Genomic DNA, 19,941 nt, shown 5'->3' with positions numbered 1-19,941 from the left:
ATGGCGAGGGCCCGGGCACGGATCGCGGCGCTCCTCCTCGTGCTCGGCGTACTCGCCGGTGCCACGATCTCCTGGCCGGTGATCGGCGCGACACCGGCGGCTGCAGCTCCGCCGGCGGCCCAGGCGCAGGCGATGGCGGAGCTGTGCAGCACGAAGGAGTGGCAGGCGAACTTCCGCGCCTGCGTCGCCAAGCTCCAGGACATCAGCGAGGACGAGGTCAAGTGCCGCAACGCACCGGTCCCGTCCGCGCCGGACTCCGGGCTCGCCGGGTGGTTCGCCTCCCGGCCCGACTCCTCCAAGCTCGCGGGCCCGAAGGGCCTCTACAGCGACTACGGCTATGCCGGTTACAGCTTCAACACCTACGACGTGGAGGGCGGCTGTGCCTCCACCGTGCTCCATCCCGACTACACGTTCACCACCACGATGGCCAACGGCGAGTTCATGATGGCCACGGCGATCGTGGGGGCCTCCAACGCGCTCCGTGAGCGAGCCTGGGACCCGCGCTCGATGTGGGGTTGGGCCGACCCGCTGGTGGAGAAGGCCACCAAGGCCGTCTATCAGAAGGTGTTCAGCGTCTTCGGCATCATCACGCTCTGCGTCGTCGGTCTCTACCTGCTCTGGCGCTCCCGCCAGTCGGACATGAGCAACGCGATGACCACGGCGGGCTGGGCGCTGCTGGTGATGGTGGCGGTGACCGCGCTGGCCGCCTGGCCGGTCAAGTCGGCCAATATCGCCGACGGCACCCTCATCACCTCGCTCGGCGTAGTGCACGACGCGGTCGGTCCGGCAGCCAGGGACACCCCGCCCGGACAGTGCGACGATCCCAACCCGGAAGCATGCAAGGACAACCGTCCCCCCGCTGTCCGGGCCAGTGACACCGCGACCGAGTCGATGCTCTATCGGAACTGGTTGCGGGGCGTGCTGGGGTCGGCCGACAGCGAGACCGCGAAGAAGTACGGGCCGGCGCTCTACGACGCCAAGTCGCTCTCCTGGGAGGAGACGCAGAAGCTCCGGCAGAACCCGGCAACCCGTGAGGCGACCATCAAGGCCAAGCAGCAGCAGTGGGCCCGGGTAGCGGAGCAGATCAGCAAGGAGGACCCGGAGGCGTACGAGTACCTCAAGGGCACCAGGGACATGGACCGGATCGGCTCCGGCTTCATCGCGGTGCTGGCGGCGCTGCTCTTCGCCATGTTCGACCTGACCGCGTCGCTGCTGGTGCTGCTCGGCTTCCTGATCTTCCGGTGGGCGGTCATCGCCGCGCCCATCCTCGGCACCATCGGTCTGCTGCGGCCGGCCAGCGCCGGTCTGCGCCGTCTCGGCAACGCGGTGGTCGCCGCCGTTTTCAACATCGCCATCTTCGGCACCGGCGCGGCGATCTACCTCTTCGCGGTCGACCTGATCATGAGCACGCCCACCCTGCCGGGCTGGCTCCAGGTGGTACTGGTCTGGCTCTGCGGCGTGGTCGGTTGGCTGCTGCTGCGCCCGTACCGGCGGATCACCCAGCTCGGTGGAAAGGACAGCAGCGAGGCGGTCAGCTCGGCCGGTTCGTGGCACCGTCGCTTTTTCCGGGACATGCGCGTCGCCGCCCGGCTCGACGTGGCCGAACCCGGTGGCACCGCCGAGCCGGCCCTCGCCCGCCGGCGAGGCGCGGCGCTGGAGCCGTCGAGGCTCCGCCCGGAGGCCCGTCGGGAGGATCCGTCCCACTCCGCCACCCCCGAGGTCCGGGAACGGCCCGACGGTCGCGAGCGCCCCGACGAGACCGACCCGCCGGAGCAGCGGCCCAGCACGGGCGGGGCCGCCACCGCCCCCCGTCAGCGCCGGCAGCCGGCGAGCTGGACCGAGCCGGACGTGCCGGAGGAGACGCCGTCGTTCGTGGTCTACCGTCCTGACTCCGCCGAACGGGCGCCGGCCCCCAAGCCGAGCCCCCGGGTGCGCTCCGAGGCACGGTGAGGGCGATGCGACGGACGCTCGAATCTCTGTTCCGCCGGGTCCTGCGGTCCCGGATCGGCGTCGCGGCCGGGATCGCCGTGCTGGTCCTCGGGGTGCTCGGGACAGCCCGCCTGGTGGCCGGCCCCGCCGACCCCACGGACGGGCTCAGCAGCCGGCCCCGCCAGCCCATCACGACGGTCGACCCGCACGAGGGCGACGACGGTGTCATCGCCACTCCGGTGCCGCGGTCCCCCCGGACACGACCGGGTGAGCCGACTCCCGAGCAGACCGCCACCCGCTTCACCGCCGCGTGGCTCGAGGGCCCCGCCACCACCGCGGAGCAGTGGCAGGCCGGACTACGTCCGTTGTCGACGTCAGGGCTCACCGAGAAACTCGCCGGCGCTGACCCGCAGGGTGTGCCGGCCGAGAAGGTCACCGGTGCGGTGACCCTCCGGCCGCGGACCGAGGCCTTCACCGAGGTGCTGGTGCCGCTGGAGACCGGTCGGCTCCGCCTCGAACTGGTCGCGCCCGACGGGCGCTGGTTGGTGGACGCCGTGGACTGGGAGCGGGAATGACTACCGAGCTGCCGGGGGTGGGTCAGCCACCCCGTCGCCGACTTCGGACCGGCACGCTGGTCACCGCGTTAACCGCCACCTTCGCTTTGCTCTGCTGCGGCGGCGGAAGCGCGGCCTTCTTCCTCACCAACCTGGGTGGAGAGCGGGACAACCTGGTCTCGAACGAGATGACCTGCGAGCAGGACCACAAGGTCGACGTGACCGGCGACATGCCACGGATGTCGGACTACGGTGACAGCCAGCTCCGCAACGCCGCCATCATCATCAAGGTCGGCCAGGAGATGAAGGTCCCGCCCCGTGGTTGGGTCATCGCGGTGGGCACGGCGATGCAGGAGTCCGCACTGCGGAACCTCGCCAACAGCACCGTCCGGGGTTCCCGCGACATCCCCAACGAGGGCGTCGGCCGCGACCACGATTCCGTGGGCCTGTTCCAGCAACGGGCGGGCTGGGGCAGCGTCACCGAACGGATGACCCCCTCCTACGCCGCCCGGAAGTTCTACGAGAAGCTGCTCCAGGTCGACGGGTGGGAGCAACTCTCGCTGACCCGGGCGGCCCAGAAAGTCCAGATCAGCGCATATCCCGACGCCTACGCCAAGCATGAGGACACCGCCGCGAAGATCGTTAACGCGCTGGCCAAGGGAGCCGCCCGAACCGTCCAGATCGCCGACAAGGCGGTCTGCGACCGGGCCTCCGCGAAGACCATCGCCGCTTCCGGCTGGACCGCGCCCGTCCCGGGAGGGGTCGGCTCCGGTTTCCGGACCAGGAGCCGGCCCCGGCACAACGGGGTGGACATCGCCGCACGCAAGGGCACGCCGATCCACGCCGCCGCCAGCGGCCGGGTACTCGTCGCCCGCTGCGACCCCGATCACAACGGCCGCCGCGACTGCGACGTGGACGGCTACCCAAACAAGGGCGGCTGCGGCTGGTTCGTCGACATCCTGCACGCCGGTGGATACCTCACCCGCTACTGCCACATGGTGCAGAAGCCGCTGGTCGTCCCCGGTCAAGAGGTCAAGGCCGGCGAGATGATCGGACGGGTCGGCAGCAGCGGCAACTCCTCCGGCCCGCACCTCCACTTCGAAGTGCACCGGGACCGGGACCGCAGTTCCGCCGGGGCGATCGACCCGGTGCCGTGGATGCGGCAGCGCGGCGCGCCGCTGGACGGCTCGGCGTGAGGCACCCGGGACGATGACCGGTCCGCTGCCGGATCCCTTCGCCGGCCAGCCGGACTGGGCACCCCTGCCGCCGCGTCCGGTCGAGATCCTGCCCGCCACCGGACGGATCGAGCTGCGGGGACGACGGGTGCTGGTCGGGCTGCCCGGCCTCGGCTGGCGGGGCGACCTGCGGGCCGACGAGCGGGTGGTGCAGGGCAGTCGCACCTACGTTCCGATCATCCCGGAGCACGAGTGGTACCGGGCGGAGTCGGAGCAGGTCGAGGTGTTCGCCCCGCTCGTACCCGTCGAGCGGGTCTGGGTGGAGACGGTCGGCGGCCGCCCCTCACCCGGCACGCCCGGCCGCGAGCAGGGCATCCGGCTGGTGTCCCTCGACGCACCCACCCACCAGGCCCCCACGCCGGTGTTCGAGGCGGACTCGGTCAGCGGCCGGCGGGTGGTGCGCGTCGAGGACGGCGTCGAGCACCGCGACCTGCGCGCGGTGACCGAGACCTACTCCGGTGCGGACGGGGACATCTGCATCCGGGTCACCTCGGAACTGGAGTGGTACCGATGGGCCTGGCGCGGGCAGCCACCGACCACGATGGAGGTGCCGGTGCACCTGCTGTGGATCGAGTGACGGCTCAGACCGCCTTGCGGCCTCCGCAAACCCGCCATCCGTCGGCCGTATCGACCACGTCGAAGGTCCAGTCCTCGCGACGGCTACTGCGGGGCTGCCCGTCCGAGGAGCCAGCGATCGTCAAGGTGGTCGTCACCGCTTCACCGGCGGCGCTCCTGGTGCTCGTGAGCGGCCCCCAGCTTACCCGCACGACCACGTTGAAGTTTGCTTCGCGCTGCTCCACCTCGGCCCGCAGGGCCTCTACCGCCTCCAGATCAGGGTGCCCGTCACACACAAGGAGCGTCGCTCTGGTGTCGTTGCGATTGACGAGGAACTCGCGCAGGTAGTTGTCCACCACCACGTCCGGCGCGCTCCGGTCGGGCGTCGTCGCGCGGTCGTACAGCACGTAGCCGATGGCCGCCCCACTCACGCAGAGCAGCGCCAACACCCCGGCGACGACACTGAGGACCGTGCGGGTCCGGCGGGGCTGCGGCGGCGGCACCGGGGCGACGGCAGGGGGCGCCAACTGCTCCGGCGGGGTCCGCTGCGCCGGTACGCGGGAGACCTGGGAACCGGCGGGGGGCTGCACTGATTCCACCCCCTGAGGCTAGCGGTTGAGCGGCTCGCACCCAATGCCCCAGATCCTGCGGATCGTGACAGGGCGACCCCGGGAGGTGACAGTTCAGCACCAGGTGCGACAGGACCGGCGCATCGCCGTCCCGGTTCCGGGGTGCGCGACCCGACCTGGGATACGGTCTGCTCGGGGAGGTTTCCAACCTCGGAAAGAGGGGTGGACACGGTGGCCGGTCCGAAGGGTCGTACGAACCGTGCCACCGCCCTGCACCGGCGGGCCGCCGCCACGGTCGCCGCGGCGGCCGGCGTACTCGACGAGACCCGACCGGCCCCCGCTGACCAGCGCCGGCAGTACGAACTGGCCGACCGGCTCCGGACGGCCGCGGCCCTGGTCGCCCCGGGCTGGGCGGGTGCTCCGTTGGACTCGCTCCCGCCGGACACCCCGGCCGGTGAGGAGAATCCGCCCTTCATCCGGGTCGGCACGGCCGCCCCGCTGGACGACGCCCGCTTCCCCGCTCTGGTGCCGCTGCTCGGCACCGGACACCTCACGCTCGACGTCGACGCCCGGGAGCCGCGGGCGGTGGGCCTGCTCCGGGCCGTACTGCTGCGGTTGCTGGCGGCGACGCCGGCCGGTTGCCTGCTGGTCCGCGCGGTGGACGGCGCGGGCGCGGGGGACACGTTCGCACCGTTCGCGGCCCTGGCCGACGCCGGCCTGTTGCCACCTCCGGCGGTGGACGTGGGCGGGCTGCGGGCGGTGCTCACCGAGGCCGAGCAGTGGGTGTCGCCCGGCACCGGCCGTCCCCGCCGGCACGACCGGACGCTGCTGCTGATGGTCGCCGGGCTGCCGGAGCACACGACGCCGAGCGACCTGGACCGGGTCGAGGCGCTGGCCGAGGCGGGCCGGCCGGCCGGTCTGCACCTCGTGGTCGCGGGCTGGCCGCCGGCCACCCGCCGGCCGCTGCCGCAGGCCACCCGGCTGGAGCTGCGTACCGCGTACGCGCTGCTCGGTGATCCGCCGGGCAGCCCGTTCAGTGGGCCGGGCGCGGACTCCCCCGGCGGGTTGAACTCCCCGGTCTTCGTGGACGAGGACCCGGGGCCGGAGCTGGTCGGGGCGGTCTGCCGCCGGCTGGCCGAGCAGGTCGAGGCGGGTTCCCGACTGGACCTGACGGAGCTGCTTCCGGCGGAGACGGAACCGCTCTGGGGTGCCTCCTCCGCGCGCGGACTCTCCACCACGGTCGGCGACGCCAACGGGCGTCCGGTGACGGTGGGCTTCACCGAGCTGACCCCGCACTGGCTGGTCAGTGGCCGGTCCGACGCGGGCCGTGCGGCGTTCCTGACCAACGCGCTGCTCGGCCTCGCCGCCCGGTACGGCCCGGACGAGCTGGTCCTCCACCTGGTGGACCTCGGTGACAACGAGTCCTTCGTGGAGTTCCTGCAGACCGAGCGGGACCGGTCCTGGGTGCCGCAGGTGCGCGCTGCCGCGATGGCGGCCGACCCGGAGTACGTCCGGGATCTCTTCGACCAGTTGGCGGCGGAGGCCCGTCGCCGGGAGGAGGCCGGCGTCCGGGCCGGTGGACAGCGCTTCGCCGAGCTGCGGGAGCACCGGTCGCTGCCCCGGATCGTCTGCGTGATCGACAACTTCCCGCTGCTGCTGGCGGACCGGGACCCGGTCGCCGCCGACGTGCTGGCCCGGCTGGACGGGCTGGCCCGGGCCGGGCGCGCGTACGGCGTCCACCTGGTGCTGTCCGGTGTGGGCGACCTGGGCATCGGGGCCGGGGCGGCCCCGAGGGACTCGGTGCTGGGGCAGTTCCCCGTCCGGGTGGCGCTCTCCGGCGGCGGCGCGGTGCTGATGCCGACGAACGACGCGGCCGCCGGCCTGGCGGTGGGCAGTGCGGTGGTGAACACCGCCGGCGGCCTGGGCGGGCCGCGCGGTGCCACCCGGGGGCATGAGCGGCTGGTCCGCTTCCCCGATCCGCACGACGACCCCGGGGCCGTCGAGCGGCTGCGGCACCGGCTCTTCGAGGCCCGTCCGGAGGACGCCGCCCCGCCGGTGGTCTTCGCCGGTTGGGCCCGGCCGCTGCTGCGCAACGATCCCCGGATGCGGGCTGCGGTGGCCGGTCGGGCCGGGGGCGTCGAGGCGCTGCTCGGTCGGGCGGTGGACGTGGCCCGGACGACGGTCGCCGTCCCGCTCGGCCCGGTGGCCGGGCGCAACCTGGCCGTCCTCGGTCCGGGCGCGGCGGCGGCCCGGCTGCTGGTGACCGCCGTACGCAGCACGGCCGCGCACCACCCGCCGGGCACCGCCCGGTTCGTGCTCGCGCCGCTGGCCGACGGCTCCGCCGCGTTGGCCGAGCAACTGGCGGCCGAACTGGCCGAGCGGCAGCGGGTGGAGACGGTGGACGGTCCGGGCCTGCTGACGGCGCTGGACGGCGACGGGCCGGGATACCTGGTGGTGTTCGGTCTGGACCTCGCCAGGCCGGCGGAGCTGCCGGTCGACCGGCTGCGGACGCTGCTGCGCGACGGGCCGCCCGCCGGAACGCACCTGCTGGGGTGGTGGCGTACGGTGCCGCCCTTCGCCGCGCTGCTCGAACCGGAGGGCGAGGTGGACAAGCTGGCCGCTGTCGCCGTGGTGGACGTGCCGGGGGCGATGCTCGGCGCGGTCTTCGGCCGGCCGGTGTCGTGGCGGCCCCGCCCGGGCCGGGCCGTGCTCTGGGACGGTCCGGGCGAGCGGGGCACGGTGCTCGTGCCCTTCGCCGACGAGGAGGAACGGGCGTGAGCGTCGACGAGGTGGGTACGGCGGCCACGGTCCGGCAGCGGGCCGGCGACGAGCCGGTCGGCGCGGTCGCCGCCGCCTGGACGGACTACCTGGCCGCCGCCCGCCAGCTCGACGGGGTACGCCGGGCCGCGGCGACCGCCGCCGCGGAGCAGGCCCGCGCGGTCGAGGCGGCCCGGGAGGAACTGGCCGGGGTGCACGCCCGGCTGGCGCCGCAGCAGGATCGCCTGCGTGAGCTGGGCGTACCACCGATCTCACTGACCCCGACGCCGCCGGAGCTGACCGAGGCGGCCCGGTCGATGGTCGGCGGCCCGGCTGCGGTGCTGGCCGCGCTGCGGGTGGCCCGGGGCTGGGCTGACTCCGCCGATGCGACGCTGGCCGCCCGGGGCCCGCTGCGTCCGTCGGCCTGGCCGCCACGGGCCCGCAACCTGCTGGTGTACGGCCCGCTGGCGCTGCTGGCGCCGCTGGTGCAACTGGTCGTCCTGCTGGTCGCCGGGGCGGGCGCGGCGAGCGTCGCGGCGCTGGTGGTCGGGGTGCCGATGCCGGCGGTGGCGTTCGCCGTCGGCTGGGTCGCGGTGGGGCGGTTCTTCCCGGCCCGGGCGGGTGAGCGGCTGGACCGTACGCCCCGGCTGGGGGCGTTGACCTGCCTGGTGCCGGCGGTGGCGGTCGCGGGCGGGATCATGCTGGCGCTGCTCGCGGGCTGATCCGGGACAGCGGGCTGACCCGGGGCACGCGACGGCCGCGGTGCTCGCCAGCGCCGCGGCCGTGTCGTCGGGTGGGTCAGCGGGGGATGATCAGGGCCATCGCCTCGGCCCGGGACTTCGCGTCGTGCTGGAGGGTGCCCCGCACCGCCGAGGTGATGGTCTTCGCGCCGCTCTTCTGGATGCCACGCATCGCCATGCACATGTGCTCGCACTCCAGCACCACGACGACGCCGCGCGGTTGCAGCTTGCTCATCAGCAGGTCGGCGATCTGCGAGGTGAGCCGTTCCTGCACCTGTGGCCGGCGGGCGAAGACCTCGACCAGTCGGGCCAGCTTGGACAGGCCGGTGATCCGGCCGTCCGGGCCGGGGATGTAGCCGATGTGGGCGCTGCCCCGGAACGGCAGCAGGTGGTGTTCGCAGAGGCTCATCACGTCGATGTCCCGGACCAGCACCAGCTCTTCGTGGTTGGCCTCGAAGGTGGTGCTGAGCACCTGGGCCGGGTCGACCCGCAGGCCGGCGAAGAGTTCCGCGTACGCCCGGGCGACCCGGGCCGGGGTCTGCTGGAGGCCGTCGCGGTCCGGGTCCTCCCCGACCGCGATGAGGATCTCGCGGACCGCCTTCTCGATCCGGGCGAGGTCCATCGTGTCCTCGATCGGGCGGCCGGTGAGCCTGCCGCTGATCAGTCGGGCGGCGACGTAGTCGAGCACCTCGTCACCGGGCTCGGTGGACGAGGCGGCCAGCCCCGAGGGGTCAGGGCTGGCCGCGGCGTCGGTGTTCAGTGCGTACCGTCCGAGTTGTTCGAGGAACCTCCGACGGAGGCGCCGTCGGCCTGCGCCTGCGCCTTCAGCTTCTCCTTCTCGGCCGGGGTGAGCACCGGCGGCTCGGTGGAGGGCTGGCGCTTGCCGAAGCCGTTGTAGGGGGCCATCGGCGGGCGCTTCACCACCCGGGCGCAGATCCGGGCCATGTCGGCGGTGGAGAGGGTTTCCTTCTCCATCAGCTCCAGGACCATGTTGTCCAGGACGTCCCGGTACTCCACCAGGATCTCCCAGGCCTCGTCGTGGGCCAGCTCGATCAGGGCCCGCATCTCGCCGTCGATCTCGGCGGCCACCACGTCGGAGTAGTCCCGCTCGTGGCCCATGTTGCGGCCGAGGAACGGCTCGTCGCCGCTGGTGCCGTACTTGATCGCGCCGAGCTTGGAGCTCATGCCGTACTGCGTGATCATCGCGCGGGCCAGCTGGGTGGCCTTCTCGATGTCGTTGCCGGCGCCGGTGGTCGGCTCGTGGAAGACCAGCTCCTCGGCGGCCCGACCGCCCAGCGCGTACGCCAGGGTGTCGATCATCTCGGCGCGGGTCTGGGTGTACTTGTCCTCGGTCGGCAGGACCAGGGTGTGCCCCAGCGAGCGGCCCCGGGACAGGATGGTCACCTTGTGCACCGGCGCGGCGTGCGGCAGCGCCCAGGCGACCAGCGCGTGCCCACCCTCGTGGTACGCGGTGATCTTCTTCTCCTGGTCGCTCATCACCCGGGTCCGGCGCTGCGGGCCGGCGATCACCCGGTCGATCGACTCCTCGAGCGAGTCGTTGGTGATCGCCCGCTGCTCCTTACGGGCGGTGAGCAGCGCGGCCTCGTTGATCACGTTGGCCAGGTCGGCGCCGCTGAAGCCGGGGGTACGCCGGGCCACCGAGTCGAGGTCGACGTCGGGGGTGAACGGCTTGCCCTTGGCGTGCACCCGCAGGATCGCCTTGCGGCCCTCCATGTCGGGGGCGTCGACCGGGATCTGCCGGTCGAAGCGGCCCGGGCGCAGCAGCGCCGGGTCGAGGATGTCCGGCCGGTTGGTGGCGGCGATCAGGATGACCCCGCCCTTGGTGTCGAAGCCGTCCATCTCGACGAGGAGCTGGTTGAGCGTCTGCTCGCGCTCGTCGTGGCCGCCGCCCATGCCGGCGCCGCGGTGCCGGCCGACGGCGTCGATCTCGTCGACGAAGACGATCGCCGGGGCGTTCGCCTTGGCCTGCTCGAAGAGGTCGCGGACCCGGCTGGCGCCGACACCCACGAACATCTCGACGAAGTCGGAGCCGGAGATCGAGTAGAACGGCACCCCGGCCTCGCCGGCGACCGCGCGGGCCAGCAGCGTCTTACCGGTACCGGGCGGGCCGAAGAGCAGCACGCCCTTCGGGATCTTGGCACCCAGGGCCTGGTACTTCGCCGGGTTCTGCAGGAAGTCCTTGATCTCGTGCAGCTCCTCGACGGCCTCCTCGGCCCCGGCCACGTCGGCGAAGGTGGTCTTCGGCGTGTCCTTGGTGATCATCTTGGCCTTGGACTTGCCGAAGTTGAGCACCCGGGAGCCGCCGCCCTGCATCTGCGACATGAAGAAGATCAGCAGGAGCACCAGCAGGACGATCGGGAGCAGGTTGACCAGCAGGCTCACCCAGATGCTGTCGGACGACACCTTGGCGTCGGCCGGGCCGGTGACCCGGTTGGCCGCCTTGGCCTCCAGGACCTCGTTCCAGACGTCGTCGCCGACCTCGTACGGGAACTGGGCCTCGATCCGGTCGGTGGTGGTGTCACCGAACTTGGTCTTCTCGGCCAGGTCGAGCTGGAGCGTCTGCTCCTTGTCCTGGAAGACGACCTTCTTGATCTTGGGCGTACCGGTGTTGAGCTGGTCGAGCGCAACGGAAGTGTCCACCCGGTGGTAGCTGGGACCAGCGGTGAACAGCTGACTGAGCACAACGGCGCCGAGGATGACCAGGATGATCCAGACCACCGGTCGGCGGAAGAAACGCGTACGTTCCATACTGTTGTCGAGCGCCGAGACGCCCGCATCCTCCTGATCGACGTCCTGACCGTCTGAATGGTGTCGCCGCTGTCGGCGACGCCGGGCCGCCGTGCGGGCCGGCCTCGACCCCGAGGCGCGAACTGCCGCGCCGCGGTCATTCGACGGTACACCGTTCGTGCCAGGCGTGAGCTTGCGAGCCCAGCACTTACGCGGACGGCGAACCGAGGTTTCAGCCGGTGTGGCGGAGAGTTCCGCAGCCGGCCGACCCGACCGCCCGGTCACGCGGGTCGAGGGCCGGACGCGGAGTCGCCTCCACGCCACCGACACCTACCGTAGTCGGATTCGCTGAGAGCCCGCTGAACGTCCGCTCGATGGACACCGATACACACGGCCGCCGGGCCGGGCGGCGCCGGCCCGGCGGAGAACTCAGGACCGGGCGTAGACCTCGGGCTTGAGCACGCCGACGTACGGCAGCTCGCGGTACCGCTCGCCGAAGTCGAGGCCGTAGCCGACGACGAACTCGGTCGGGATGTCGAAGCCGACGTACTTCACCGGGACGGGGACCTTCACCGCGTCCGGCTTGCGGAACAGCGCGACCACCTCGACGCTGGCCGCCGAGCGGGACTCGAGGTAGCGCAGCAGCCAGGAGAGGGTCAGGCCGGAGTCGACGATGTCCTCCACCACGACCACGTGCCGGCCGGCGATGTCCCGGTCCAGGTCCTTGAGGATGCGGACCACGCCGGAGGAGGTGGTGCCCTGGCCGTACGAGGAGACGGCCATGAACTCCAGCTCGGCCGGCGGGCCGTGCCGGCCGAGCGCCCGGGCGAAGTCGGCCATGAACATGACCGCGCCCTTGAGCACACAGACGAGCAGGAGTCCGTCCTCGACGCCGGCGTAGTCCGCCGAGACCTGCTTGGCCAGTTCCGCGGTCTTCTCGCGGATCTGCGCCTCGGAGATGATCACGTGATCGATGTCGGCGTCGTACCAGGAGCCGTCAGCCATGACTCCTAGCCTGCCGTACGCCGGTCGACCTCCGTCGGCGGGGCCGCCCCTTTTGGAGCGGTCCCGACGTGGATTTTATCGGCAAACCCGACGAACCACCTCAGCAGGCACGGGAGCGCCAGCGGCGACCGCCGTCGGTGGGCTTCCAGTCGGCCGAGTCGCGGCTGTCGGAGGTGAGCCCGGCCGCCGAGGCGACGGCCAGGACGACGAGGAAGAGAAGCAGCAGCAGAAACTCCATGGCGGCGCTCGCTTTCGCGTTGATTCGAGTGGTTTTCGCCGCCGGTGCGCACCGGACTGGACCCAGTCTCCGCCCACCGTCCGAGCCCGGACAGTGGCAGGAACGCCATCACCCCTCGATTTCCTGCCACCGCTGCGGTTACCCTCGTCACATGCTCCGCACCGTCGCCGTCGTCGCCCTGGACGGGGTCGCCACCTTCGAGCTCGGCGTGCTCGCCGAGGTATTCGGCACCGACCGGACAGCCGACGGGTTCCCCGCCCACCGCTTCCGGGTGTGCAGCCCCGACGGCGCGGCGGTACGCACCTCCTCCGGCTTCCACCTGACCCCGCACACCGATCTCGGCGCCGTCGAGGACGCCGACCTGGTCGCCGTCCCCGCCCACCAGCACGGCACCACCGCCCCCGGGTGCGTGCTCGACGCGCTGCGCCGGGCCGCCGAACGGGGGGCGTACCTGTTCAGCGTCTGCTCGGGCGCCTTCCTGCTCGGCGAGGCCGGGCTGCTCGACGGCCGGAAGTGCACCACCCACTGGCGGTACGTCGACGAGCTGCAACGTCGGCACCCGACCGCCCGGGTCCAGTGCAACTCGCTCTACGTCCAGGACGGCAAGCTGCTCACCAGCGCCGGCACGGCGGCCGGCATCGACGCCTGCCTGCACCTGATCCGGCAGGAGCACGGCTCGGCCACGGCCACCCGGCTCGCCCGCCGGATGGTGGTCCCGCCGCACCGCGACGGCGGACAGTCCCAGTACGTCGAGGCACCCATCCCGAAGGCCCCCGAGGCGCCCACCCTGGAGCCCGTGCTGGAGTGGCTGATCGGACACCTGGACCGGCCGACCACGGTGGAGGACCTGGCCGCCCGGGCGGGCATGTCACCGCGTACCTTCGCCCGGCGCTTCCGGGCCGAGACCGGCACCACCCCGCACGACTGGCTCACCAACCAGCGGCTGCTGCTGGCGCGGCGGCTGCTGGAGGACACCGCGCTGACCGTGGAGGCGGTCGCCGACCGGGCCGGCTTCGGCGACGCCGCCGCCCTGCGGCACCACTTCACCCGCCGGATCGGCACCACCCCGCACGCGTACCGCACCACCTTCCGGGACCGGGTCACCGCCCACTGACGGTCGCCTGCCCCGAAGGATCAGTACCCGACGGCGGCACCGTCGACCCGGGGCTCCGAGCCCGCCACGTACCCGCCGGACGGCGACCGGAAGATCGCCTGCCCGTACCCGAAGGCGGCCCGCTCGGCGGTGACCGCCACCTCGTGCCCCCGGGCGCGCAGCCGGCCGACCAGGCCGGGCTCGGCCGCCAGCTCCGGCTCGACGAGCAGGGTGCGGCCGGTGTGCCAGTACCAGCGCGGGGCGTCCAGCGCGGCCTGCGGATCTCCGTCGGCGTCGAGGGCCGCGGAGACGAACTGCACGTGCCCCTGCGGCTGCATGTGCCCGCCCATCACCCCGAACGGCCCGACCGGCGCGCCGTCGCGGGTCAGGAAGCCCGGGATGATCGTGTGGAACGGCCGCTTCGCCGGGCCGACCACGTTCGGGTGGTCGGGGTCGAGGCGGAAGCCCAGACCCCGGTTCTGCAGGGCGAAGCCGTACCCGGGCAACACCACGTACGAGCCGAACGCCAGGTAGGTGGACTGGATGAGGCTGACCATCATCCCGCCCGCGTCGGCGGTGCAGAGGTAGACCGTGCCGCCGCGTTCCGGCTCCCCGGCCACCGGGTCGCCGGCGGAGTCGGTGACCAGCCGCCGCCGGGCGGCCGCGTACCCGAGGTCGAGCAGGGCGGCGGTCGGGGACGGCGCGCGATCCGGGTCGGCCACGTGGGCGTGGGCGTCGGCGAAGCCCAGCTTCATCGCCTCGACCTGCCGGTGCACCCGCTCCTCGACGGTGCGCCCGGCCAGATCCGTGCCGTCGAGGATGTTCAGCGCGAGCAGCGCGGCGATGCCCTGGCCGGGCGGCGGCAGTTCCCAGACCTCGTGGCCCCGGTAGGACACGCCGACCGGGTCGACCCAGGTCGAGGTGTGCCGGGCCAGGTCGTCGCCGGTGAGCAGGCCGCCGGTGCGCGCGGCGTGCGCGTCGAGCGCCGCCGCGATCTCGCCGGTGTAGAAGTCCGCCGCACCGGTCTCCGCGATCCGGCGCAGGGCCCGGGCGGCGTCCGGGTTGCACCACCGCTCGCCGGGGCGGGGCGCCCGCCCACCGACGGTGAACACCCGGTCGAACTCCGCGTACTCCTCGCCGTGCAGGCCGGCGTGCCCGGCCACCGCGCGGGCCCAGGTGGCGGCGGTACCGGCGGAGACCGGGTGGCCGTGCTCGGCGTACCCGACCGCGTCGGTGAAGAGGTCGGCGAAGGGCAGCGAGCCGAACCGGTCGTGCAGGTCCCGCCAGCCGGCCGGTGCGCCCGGCACGGTCACCGGCAGCCAGCCCCGGGGCGGCATCGCCGGGCCGCGCGCCTGCGCGCCACCGAGCGCCCCGGCCGGCTGCGCCGCCTGCCGCCCGGTCGCGGCGAGCACCACCTCACGGGTCAGCCCGGCCGGTGACCGGCCGGCGGCGTTGAGGCCGTGCAGCCGCTCGCCGTCCCAGACGATGGCGAAGAGGTCGCCGCCGATGTCGTTCGACGGCGGCTGCACCACGGTCAGGGTGATCGCGGTGGCCAGTGCCGCGTCGACGGCGTTGCCGCCGCGCCGCAGCACGGCCAGGCCCGCGGCCGCCGCGAGCGGCTGGCTGGTCGCGACGGCGCCGTTCGGGGCCAGCAGCGGCAGTCGGGGGTACGCCATCCGCCATGTCTACCGCCTGCGGCGGCTCCCGGCGAGAGCTACGCCCACCCGCCGCCGCGCCCCGCTCCGACCTGTCCCTCATGATCGGGTAGCGGAATCGGAGTCGACACGCCGACCGATCCGCCCCGGCGTGCTACCCGATCGTGGGCGACCCGATCCGTCCGAGTGGAATGCCGGCCCGGATGCACAGCCGGCCCGGGGTGCTTCAGTCGACGGGCCGCAGGGTGCCGTCGCGGCGGGCCACCCGCAGTCCACCGGGCAGCGCGGTCGCGCCCTGTCCGTGCCAGTCGGTGACCAGCGCGTCGAGCGCGGCGACGTGCCGGTGCGAGAGCGCGGCGGGCGGCGCGCCCAACTCCCGCGCCCAGGCGTGCAGCACCCGGGTGCGGACCGCCCCGGGCAGGTCGGCCAACACCGCCACGGCGAGCCCGTCCGCCCCGACCCGTGCCCCGGCGAGCGCGGCGCTGGCCAGGTCGTCCAGGGCGGCCGTGTCCGCGGCGACCAGTCGGGCGGTGCGCGCCAGGTTGTCCAGCACCCCCTCGCCGAGCGCCCCGACCAGCACCGGCAGCACGTCGGCCCGGACCCGGGCCCGGGCGTACGACGGGTCGGCGTTGTGCGGGTCCTCCCACACGGTGAGCCCGAGCGCTGCGCACGCCTTGCGGGTCTGCTCCCGGGTGACGTCGAGCAGCGGGCGCAGCAGCGGCACCCCGTCCAACTCCCGGCGCGGCGGCATGCCGGCCAACCCGCGCGGCCCCGCGCCCCGGGCCAGGGCGAGCAGCACCGTCTCGGCCTGGTCGTCGCGGGTGTGCCCGACCAGTAGCGCGGCGGCCCCGTGCCGGCGGGCAGCGTCCACCAGCGCCTGGTACCGCGCGTCGCGGGCGGCCGCCTCGGGACCGCCGGGTCGCCCGGCCACGGTCACCGGGACCGCCTCCACCGGGTCGAGCCCGGCTTCGACGCCCCACCGGGCCACGTCGGCGGCACGGCCGGCGGAACCCGCCTGCAACCCGTGGTCCACGGTGACGAGCCCGGCGCGACGACCCGACCGGGGCGCGACGAAGGCGGTGGCGGCGGCGAGGGCCAGCGAGTCGGCCCCACCCGAGCAGGCCACCAGGACCGGCCCGCCGCCGGGCAGCCCGGTCAGCGCGCGGCGGACCGCGAGCCTGATCGCGGCGACCGGCGGGGCGAGGGCGGCCACGGCCGGACGCTCAGCCGGCGGCGGGAGTGGCGCCGGCCGGCCCGTGCACCCGGGCCACCCAGGCGTCCGGGTCGCCCAGCTCGTCGAGTCGGGGCAGGGTCAGCGGGGAGCCGAAGATCTTGTTGAAGCCGTCCATGCCGACCCGGTCGACGACGCCGTGCACGAATTTGCGGCCCTCGGCGTACTGGCGCATCTTGACGTCCACGCCGAGCAGACGGCGGATCGCCTTCTCCAGCGGGTTGCCGGCCTCGCGACGCCGGTTGAACGCCGCCCGGATCCGCTCCACGCTCGGGATGACCTGCGGGCCGACGCCGTCCATGACGAACTCGGCGTGCCCCTCCAGCAGCGTCATCAGGGCGGTGAGCCGATCCAGCACGGCCCGCTGGGCGGGGGTCTGCACGATGTCGAGGACGCTGGTCCGGCTCTCCGGGTCCTTCACCGCGTCGGAGAGCGTGGACACGCCCCGGCGCAGCCGCTCCAGCAGGTGCTCGCTGCCCTGCGAGGCGTCCACGAACGCCTGCACCTCGCCGAGGAAGTACGCCCGCATCCAGGGCACCGCGGTGAACTGGGTGCGGTGGGTGACCTCGTGCAGGCAGACCCAGAGCCGGAAGTCGCGCGGGTCGGCCTCCAGCTTCCGCTCCACCTCGACGATGTTCGGCGCGACCAGCAGCAGCTGACCGGGATCGGCGGAGAAGACCTCGTACTGGCCGAGGACCCGGCCGGAGAGGTACGCCAGCACGGTGCCGGCCTGCACGCCGGTCACCCGGGAGCCGACCGCCTCGGTGAGCGGGCCGGGACGTTTGTCGCCGGTGAGCCGGTCGACCAGCGGGGTGATCACCTCGCGCAGGCCGGCGATGTTGGTCGCGGCCCAGTCCCGCCGGTCGACCACCCGCACCGGCGGGTGCGACACCTGCGAACGCAGCCCGGTGTAGTCGGCGACGTGCCCGGCCGCCTCGTCGGTGAGCCGCCGCAGGTCGCCGACCGCCTCGGCGGCCTCCGCGTACGACACGCGGGGGCCCGACCTGCCCAGCGCCCCCGCGGTCGCGGCGGCCAGATCCCAGTCCACGAACTGCGCCATGCACCCCACCGTACCCGCGCCGGAACACCCCGGCCCGGCGTGCGACGGCAGGGACGGAATCAGCGGCAGCCGCAGCCGGCCAGGGCGCCGGTGATCCGATCGAGGGCCTGACGGGGGACGTCCGGGTCGATCGCCGGGGCGCGGTCGGTGAGCACGGCGAAGGTGAGCAGCCGGCCGTCGGCGGTGGTGACCAGCCCGGCGATGGCGTGCACCCCGGTCAGCGTGCCGGTCTTGGCCCGCACCACACCGGCGCCGGCCTTCGTCGCGGCGGCCCGGTACCGGTCGCCGAGGGTGCCGGACCAGGCGCCGACGGGCAGGCCACCGAAGATGCCACCCAGCTCCGGGTGGTCGCCCTTGCCGGCGAGCGCGATCAGGTCGGTCAGCAGGGACGGGCTGATCCGGTTGTTGCGGGACAGCCCGCTGGCGTCGGCGAGGCTGATCTCGTCGGCCGGCAGCCCCAGCTCGGCGATCACCGCGTCCATCGCCGCCGCTCCGCCACTGAACGAGGCGGGCCGGTCACGGGCCAGCGCCACCTGCCGGGCCAGCGCCTCGGCGACCACGTTGTCGGAGTCGCTGATCATGATGTCGACCAGCCGGATCATCGGCAGCGACTCGACCTTGCCCAGCTCGGTGCCGGGCGCCGGAGCGGCACCGGCCGAGGCGCCCGCGGCGGAGGGCGCCTTTCCCTTCGTCACCTGGGCGTCCCCGCCGAGACCGAGCAGCCGGGCGAAGGCGCGGCCGGCGGCGAGGTCGGGCCGCGGGTCGCGCCGGGCCGCGCCGTGGGTGTCGTCGAAGGTCCGCCGGGCGGTCTCCGGGTCGGTCCGCGCGCCGTCGGTCATCAGCGCGGTGATCGCCGCGCCGTACCCGCCGGTGGGGATGTCGGCGTCCCAGCCGGGGGCGTGGACCGGGCCGGGGAAGAGCGTGGAGTCGACGATCACCTTGGTGGGCGTGGTGCCGCCGAGCGCCTGCTTCACCTGCGCGGCGAGGGTGTCGAGGCGGGCCGCCCCGGGATAGAAGCCCTTGCCGTCGACCGCCAGGGTGGGGTCGCCACCACCGACGAGGACCACCTCGCCGGGGGTCGCCCCGGCCACCACGCGGGTGGGGATCCGGTGGCCGGGGCCACGGGCCTCCAGCACGGTCACCCCGGTGACCAGCTTGGTCACCGAGGCGGGCACGGTGCCGTCGTCGCCGCCCCGGGTGAAGAGCGACTGCCCCGTCTCCACGTCGGCCACCGACACGTTGACCCGGCTGCCGAGCGCCGGCTGGCCGAGCAGCGGGTGGAGCGCGGCGCGTACCCCGTCGGGGGTGGGCTGCGGGGCGCCCGCGTCCGGGCCGGCGAGCACCGGCACCGGATCGGGCTCGGGCGCGCGGGCGGTGGCCGGCGCGTCGGCCTGGTCGCCCAGCCAGCCGGCGACCGGGCCGGGGCGGACCAGCACGGCGAACCCGGCCAGCGCGAGCAGCAGCACGGTGACGAGCGCGGCGACCGGCAGCAGGCGCCTGCGGCGCGGCGCGGCGGCCGCGGGCGGTGGGCCGGACCCGGCCGGCGGTGGGGAGACCGGGACGGAGCCCGCGGGTGGGGAGACCGGCACCGGACCGGCCGCGGGGGACACCGGTGCCGAGCCGTACCCCTGGGGGCCGGCGGGCACCCGGGCGGAGCCGGCGGCCGGCGGCGGACCGGACGGGACACGGGCCGACCCGGTCGCGGGCCGGTTCAGGTCGGGGCCCGGCGAGGGCTGGCCGGAGCCGGGACCGGACGGGGCCGCGAATCGGCCGGACGGGTGGACACCGGGCACCCGGACGCGGCCGCTGGCACCCCCGGAACCGGGTCCGCCGGATCCGCGTCCGTCAACCCCGTCCGGGCGGTAGTGTGAATCTTCCCTCCCCACGACCCCCTCCTTCCGCGTGCGGAACCAGCCTGGGCGACACTACTTCGGTCCGAAGACTATGCGGCGTCCGGAGCCGGCGGGTGGCCATTCACCCGTACCGGGGGCGTCAGTGGTTCCGTTCAGCCAGCGTGGGCAGACGAGGGAGCGTGGAAGATGGATTTCGACGTGACGGTTGAGATCCCGAAGGGTCACCGCAACAAGTACGAGGTGGACCACGTGACCGGCCGGATCCGGCTGGACCGCACCCTCTTCACGTCGACCCAGTACCCGGCCGACTACGGCTTCATCGAGGGCACCCTGGGCGAGGACGGCGACCCGCTGGACGCCCTGGTGCTCGTCCCCGAGCCGACCTTCCCGGGCTGCCTGATCCGCTGCCGCACCATCGGCATGTTCCGGATGACCGACGAGAAGGGCGGGGACGACAAGGTCCTCTGCGTACCCTACGAGGACCCGCGCCAGGAGCACCTGCGCGACATCCACCACCTGGGCGAGTTCGACCGGCTGGAGATCCAGCACTTCTTCGAGGTCTACAAGGACCTGGAACCGGGCAAGTCGGTCGAGGGCGCGACCTGGGTCGGCCGGGTCGAGGCCGAGGCCGAGATCGCCGCGTCGTACCGGCGGGCCAGGGAGGCCGAGGAGCGCGGCGAGTCCACGCACTGACACCAGCACGTCGACGAAGGCCCGGG

Annotated in this window: 17 protein-coding genes; 8 read left to right on the top strand and 9 right to left on the bottom strand. The window is 73.9% G+C overall.

Annotation, left to right across the window (positions count from 1 at the left end):
• From GA0070560_RS15855 to GA0070560_RS15840, 4 genes are read left to right on the top strand one after another with little or no spacing between them, the layout of a single operon-like run.
• On the top strand, window positions 1-1,950 hold the full coding sequence (locus GA0070560_RS15855; RefSeq protein WP_091297478.1) for a hypothetical protein: 1,950 nt from the start codon (window positions 1-3) through the stop codon (window positions 1,948-1,950).
• Complete coding sequence (locus GA0070560_RS15850; protein WP_091297475.1) at window positions 1,947-2,504, top strand: hypothetical protein; 558 nt, start codon at window positions 1,947-1,949, stop codon at window positions 2,502-2,504. The genes GA0070560_RS15855 and GA0070560_RS15850 overlap by 4 nt, the downstream gene beginning before the upstream one ends.
• Window positions 2,501-3,679: a M23 family metallopeptidase gene (locus GA0070560_RS15845; protein WP_091297471.1), complete on the top strand. Its 1,179-nt coding sequence runs from the start codon at window positions 2,501-2,503 to the stop codon at window positions 3,677-3,679. The genes GA0070560_RS15850 and GA0070560_RS15845 overlap by 4 nt, the downstream gene beginning before the upstream one ends.
• Window positions 3,680-3,692: 13 nt before the next feature.
• Entirely contained in the window at window positions 3,693-4,295 is a 603-nt protein-coding gene (locus GA0070560_RS15840) for a hypothetical protein (protein WP_091297465.1), read from the top strand.
• Between the two features lie 4 nt (window positions 4,296-4,299).
• Here the strand turns inward: GA0070560_RS15840 and GA0070560_RS15835 are convergent, their stop codons facing one another.
• Window positions 4,300-4,863: a hypothetical protein gene (locus tag GA0070560_RS15835; protein WP_091297461.1), complete on the bottom strand. Its 564-nt coding sequence runs from the start codon at window positions 4,861-4,863 to the stop codon at window positions 4,300-4,302.
• A gap of 201 nt (window positions 4,864-5,064) precedes the next feature.
• Here GA0070560_RS15835 and GA0070560_RS15830 point away from each other — a divergent pair, with 201 nt between their 5' ends.
• Both GA0070560_RS15830 and GA0070560_RS15825 read left to right on the top strand, forming a co-directional pair.
• Window positions 5,065-7,620 (top strand): FtsK/SpoIIIE domain-containing protein, encoded by a 2,556-nt coding sequence (locus GA0070560_RS15830; RefSeq protein WP_091297457.1) that lies wholly within the window; start codon window positions 5,065-5,067, stop codon window positions 7,618-7,620.
• The gene (locus tag GA0070560_RS15825; RefSeq protein WP_425412653.1) at window positions 7,617-8,321 is read left to right on the top strand and encodes a hypothetical protein; all 705 of its coding nucleotides are present in this window, start codon (window positions 7,617-7,619) and stop codon (window positions 8,319-8,321) included. Before GA0070560_RS15830 ends, GA0070560_RS15825 begins: the two co-directional genes overlap by 4 nt.
• Before the next feature lie 76 nt (window positions 8,322-8,397).
• On the opposite strand, the gene folE is transcribed toward GA0070560_RS15825, so the two are convergent.
• The 4 genes from folE to GA0070560_RS28745 all read right to left on the bottom strand — a co-directional run bounded on the left by folE (window position 8,398) and on the right by GA0070560_RS28745 (window position 12,330).
• Window positions 8,398-9,060, bottom strand: coding sequence for a GTP cyclohydrolase I FolE (gene folE, locus GA0070560_RS15820; RefSeq protein ID WP_091297454.1), 663 nt, complete (start codon window positions 9,058-9,060; stop codon window positions 8,398-8,400).
• A gap of 35 nt (window positions 9,061-9,095) precedes the next feature.
• Window positions 9,096-11,108: an ATP-dependent zinc metalloprotease FtsH gene (gene ftsH / locus GA0070560_RS15815; RefSeq protein ID WP_091297451.1), complete on the bottom strand. Its 2,013-nt coding sequence runs from the start codon at window positions 11,106-11,108 to the stop codon at window positions 9,096-9,098.
• 408 nt (window positions 11,109-11,516) lie between these two features.
• On the bottom strand, window positions 11,517-12,092 hold the full coding sequence (hpt, locus tag GA0070560_RS15810; RefSeq protein WP_091297447.1) for a hypoxanthine phosphoribosyltransferase: 576 nt from the start codon (window positions 12,090-12,092) through the stop codon (window positions 11,517-11,519).
• 100 nt (window positions 12,093-12,192) lie between these two features.
• Window positions 12,193-12,330, bottom strand: a complete 138-nt coding sequence (locus GA0070560_RS28745) for a hypothetical protein (RefSeq protein ID WP_170839431.1) — start codon at window positions 12,328-12,330, stop codon at window positions 12,193-12,195.
• A 151-nt stretch (window positions 12,331-12,481) separates the two neighbouring features.
• On the opposite strand from GA0070560_RS28745, the gene GA0070560_RS15805 reads away from it, so the two are divergent.
• Window positions 12,482-13,444, top strand: a complete 963-nt coding sequence (locus tag GA0070560_RS15805) for a GlxA family transcriptional regulator (RefSeq protein WP_091297443.1) — start codon at window positions 12,482-12,484, stop codon at window positions 13,442-13,444.
• A 20-nt stretch (window positions 13,445-13,464) separates the two neighbouring features.
• Here GA0070560_RS15805 and GA0070560_RS15800 read toward each other — a convergent pair whose 3' ends face one another.
• From GA0070560_RS15800 to dacB, 4 genes are all read right to left on the bottom strand, one after another.
• The gene (locus GA0070560_RS15800; protein ID WP_091297439.1) at window positions 13,465-15,099 is read right to left on the bottom strand and encodes a gamma-glutamyltransferase family protein; all 1,635 of its coding nucleotides are present in this window, start codon (window positions 15,097-15,099) and stop codon (window positions 13,465-13,467) included.
• Window positions 15,100-15,304: 205 nt separating this feature from the next.
• Window positions 15,305-16,291 (bottom strand): tRNA lysidine(34) synthetase TilS, encoded by a 987-nt coding sequence (gene tilS, locus GA0070560_RS15795; protein ID WP_091297436.1) that lies wholly within the window; start codon window positions 16,289-16,291, stop codon window positions 15,305-15,307.
• Between the two features lie 10 nt (window positions 16,292-16,301).
• Window positions 16,302-17,369: a zinc-dependent metalloprotease gene (locus GA0070560_RS15790; RefSeq protein WP_091297432.1), complete on the bottom strand. Its 1,068-nt coding sequence runs from the start codon at window positions 17,367-17,369 to the stop codon at window positions 16,302-16,304.
• 59 nt (window positions 17,370-17,428) lie between these two features.
• Window positions 17,429-19,255, bottom strand: a complete 1,827-nt coding sequence (gene dacB / locus GA0070560_RS15785; protein WP_091297429.1) for a D-alanyl-D-alanine carboxypeptidase/D-alanyl-D-alanine endopeptidase — start codon at window positions 19,253-19,255, stop codon at window positions 17,429-17,431.
• A gap of 153 nt (window positions 19,256-19,408) precedes the next feature.
• Here dacB and GA0070560_RS15780 point away from each other — a divergent pair, with 153 nt between their 5' ends.
• On the top strand, window positions 19,409-19,915 hold the full coding sequence (locus GA0070560_RS15780; RefSeq protein ID WP_091297426.1) for an inorganic diphosphatase: 507 nt from the start codon (window positions 19,409-19,411) through the stop codon (window positions 19,913-19,915).
• The last annotated feature ends 26 nt before the right edge of the window (window positions 19,916-19,941 follow it).

The sequence above is a fragment of the Micromonospora halophytica genome (genome assembly GCF_900090245.1).
GTDB classification, from domain to species: domain Bacteria; phylum Actinomycetota; class Actinomycetes; order Mycobacteriales; family Micromonosporaceae; genus Micromonospora; species Micromonospora halophytica.
Note: the sequence above shows the minus strand (reverse complement) of the source record. Positions and strands in the feature narration are given on the sequence as shown.

What these genes read in the sequence shown, in the direction of transcription:
- GA0070560_RS15855 (WP_091297478.1), top strand. Translation starts at nt 1, where the DNA reads ATGGCGAGGGCCCGGGCACGGATCGCGGCGCTCCTCCTCGTGCTCGGC.
- GA0070560_RS15845 (WP_091297471.1), top strand. Translation starts at nt 2,501, where the DNA reads ATGACTACCGAGCTGCCGGGGGTGGGTCAGCCACCCCGTCGCCGACTT.
- GA0070560_RS15840 (WP_091297465.1), top strand. Translation starts at nt 3,693, where the DNA reads ATGACCGGTCCGCTGCCGGATCCCTTCGCCGGCCAGCCGGACTGGGCA.
- ftsH (WP_091297451.1), bottom strand. Translation starts at nt 11,108, where the DNA reads ATGGAACGTACGCGTTTCTTCCGCCGACCGGTGGTCTGGATCATCCTG.
- hpt (WP_091297447.1), bottom strand. Translation starts at nt 12,092, where the DNA reads ATGGCTGACGGCTCCTGGTACGACGCCGACATCGATCACGTGATCATC.
- GA0070560_RS28745 (WP_170839431.1), bottom strand. Translation starts at nt 12,330, where the DNA reads ATGGAGTTTCTGCTGCTGCTTCTCTTCCTCGTCGTCCTGGCCGTCGCC.
- GA0070560_RS15805 (WP_091297443.1), top strand. Translation starts at nt 12,482, where the DNA reads ATGCTCCGCACCGTCGCCGTCGTCGCCCTGGACGGGGTCGCCACCTTC.
- GA0070560_RS15800 (WP_091297439.1), bottom strand. Translation starts at nt 15,099, where the DNA reads ATGGCGTACCCCCGACTGCCGCTGCTGGCCCCGAACGGCGCCGTCGCG.
- GA0070560_RS15790 (WP_091297432.1), bottom strand. Translation starts at nt 17,369, where the DNA reads ATGGCGCAGTTCGTGGACTGGGATCTGGCCGCCGCGACCGCGGGGGCG.
- GA0070560_RS15780 (WP_091297426.1), top strand. Translation starts at nt 19,409, where the DNA reads ATGGATTTCGACGTGACGGTTGAGATCCCGAAGGGTCACCGCAACAAG.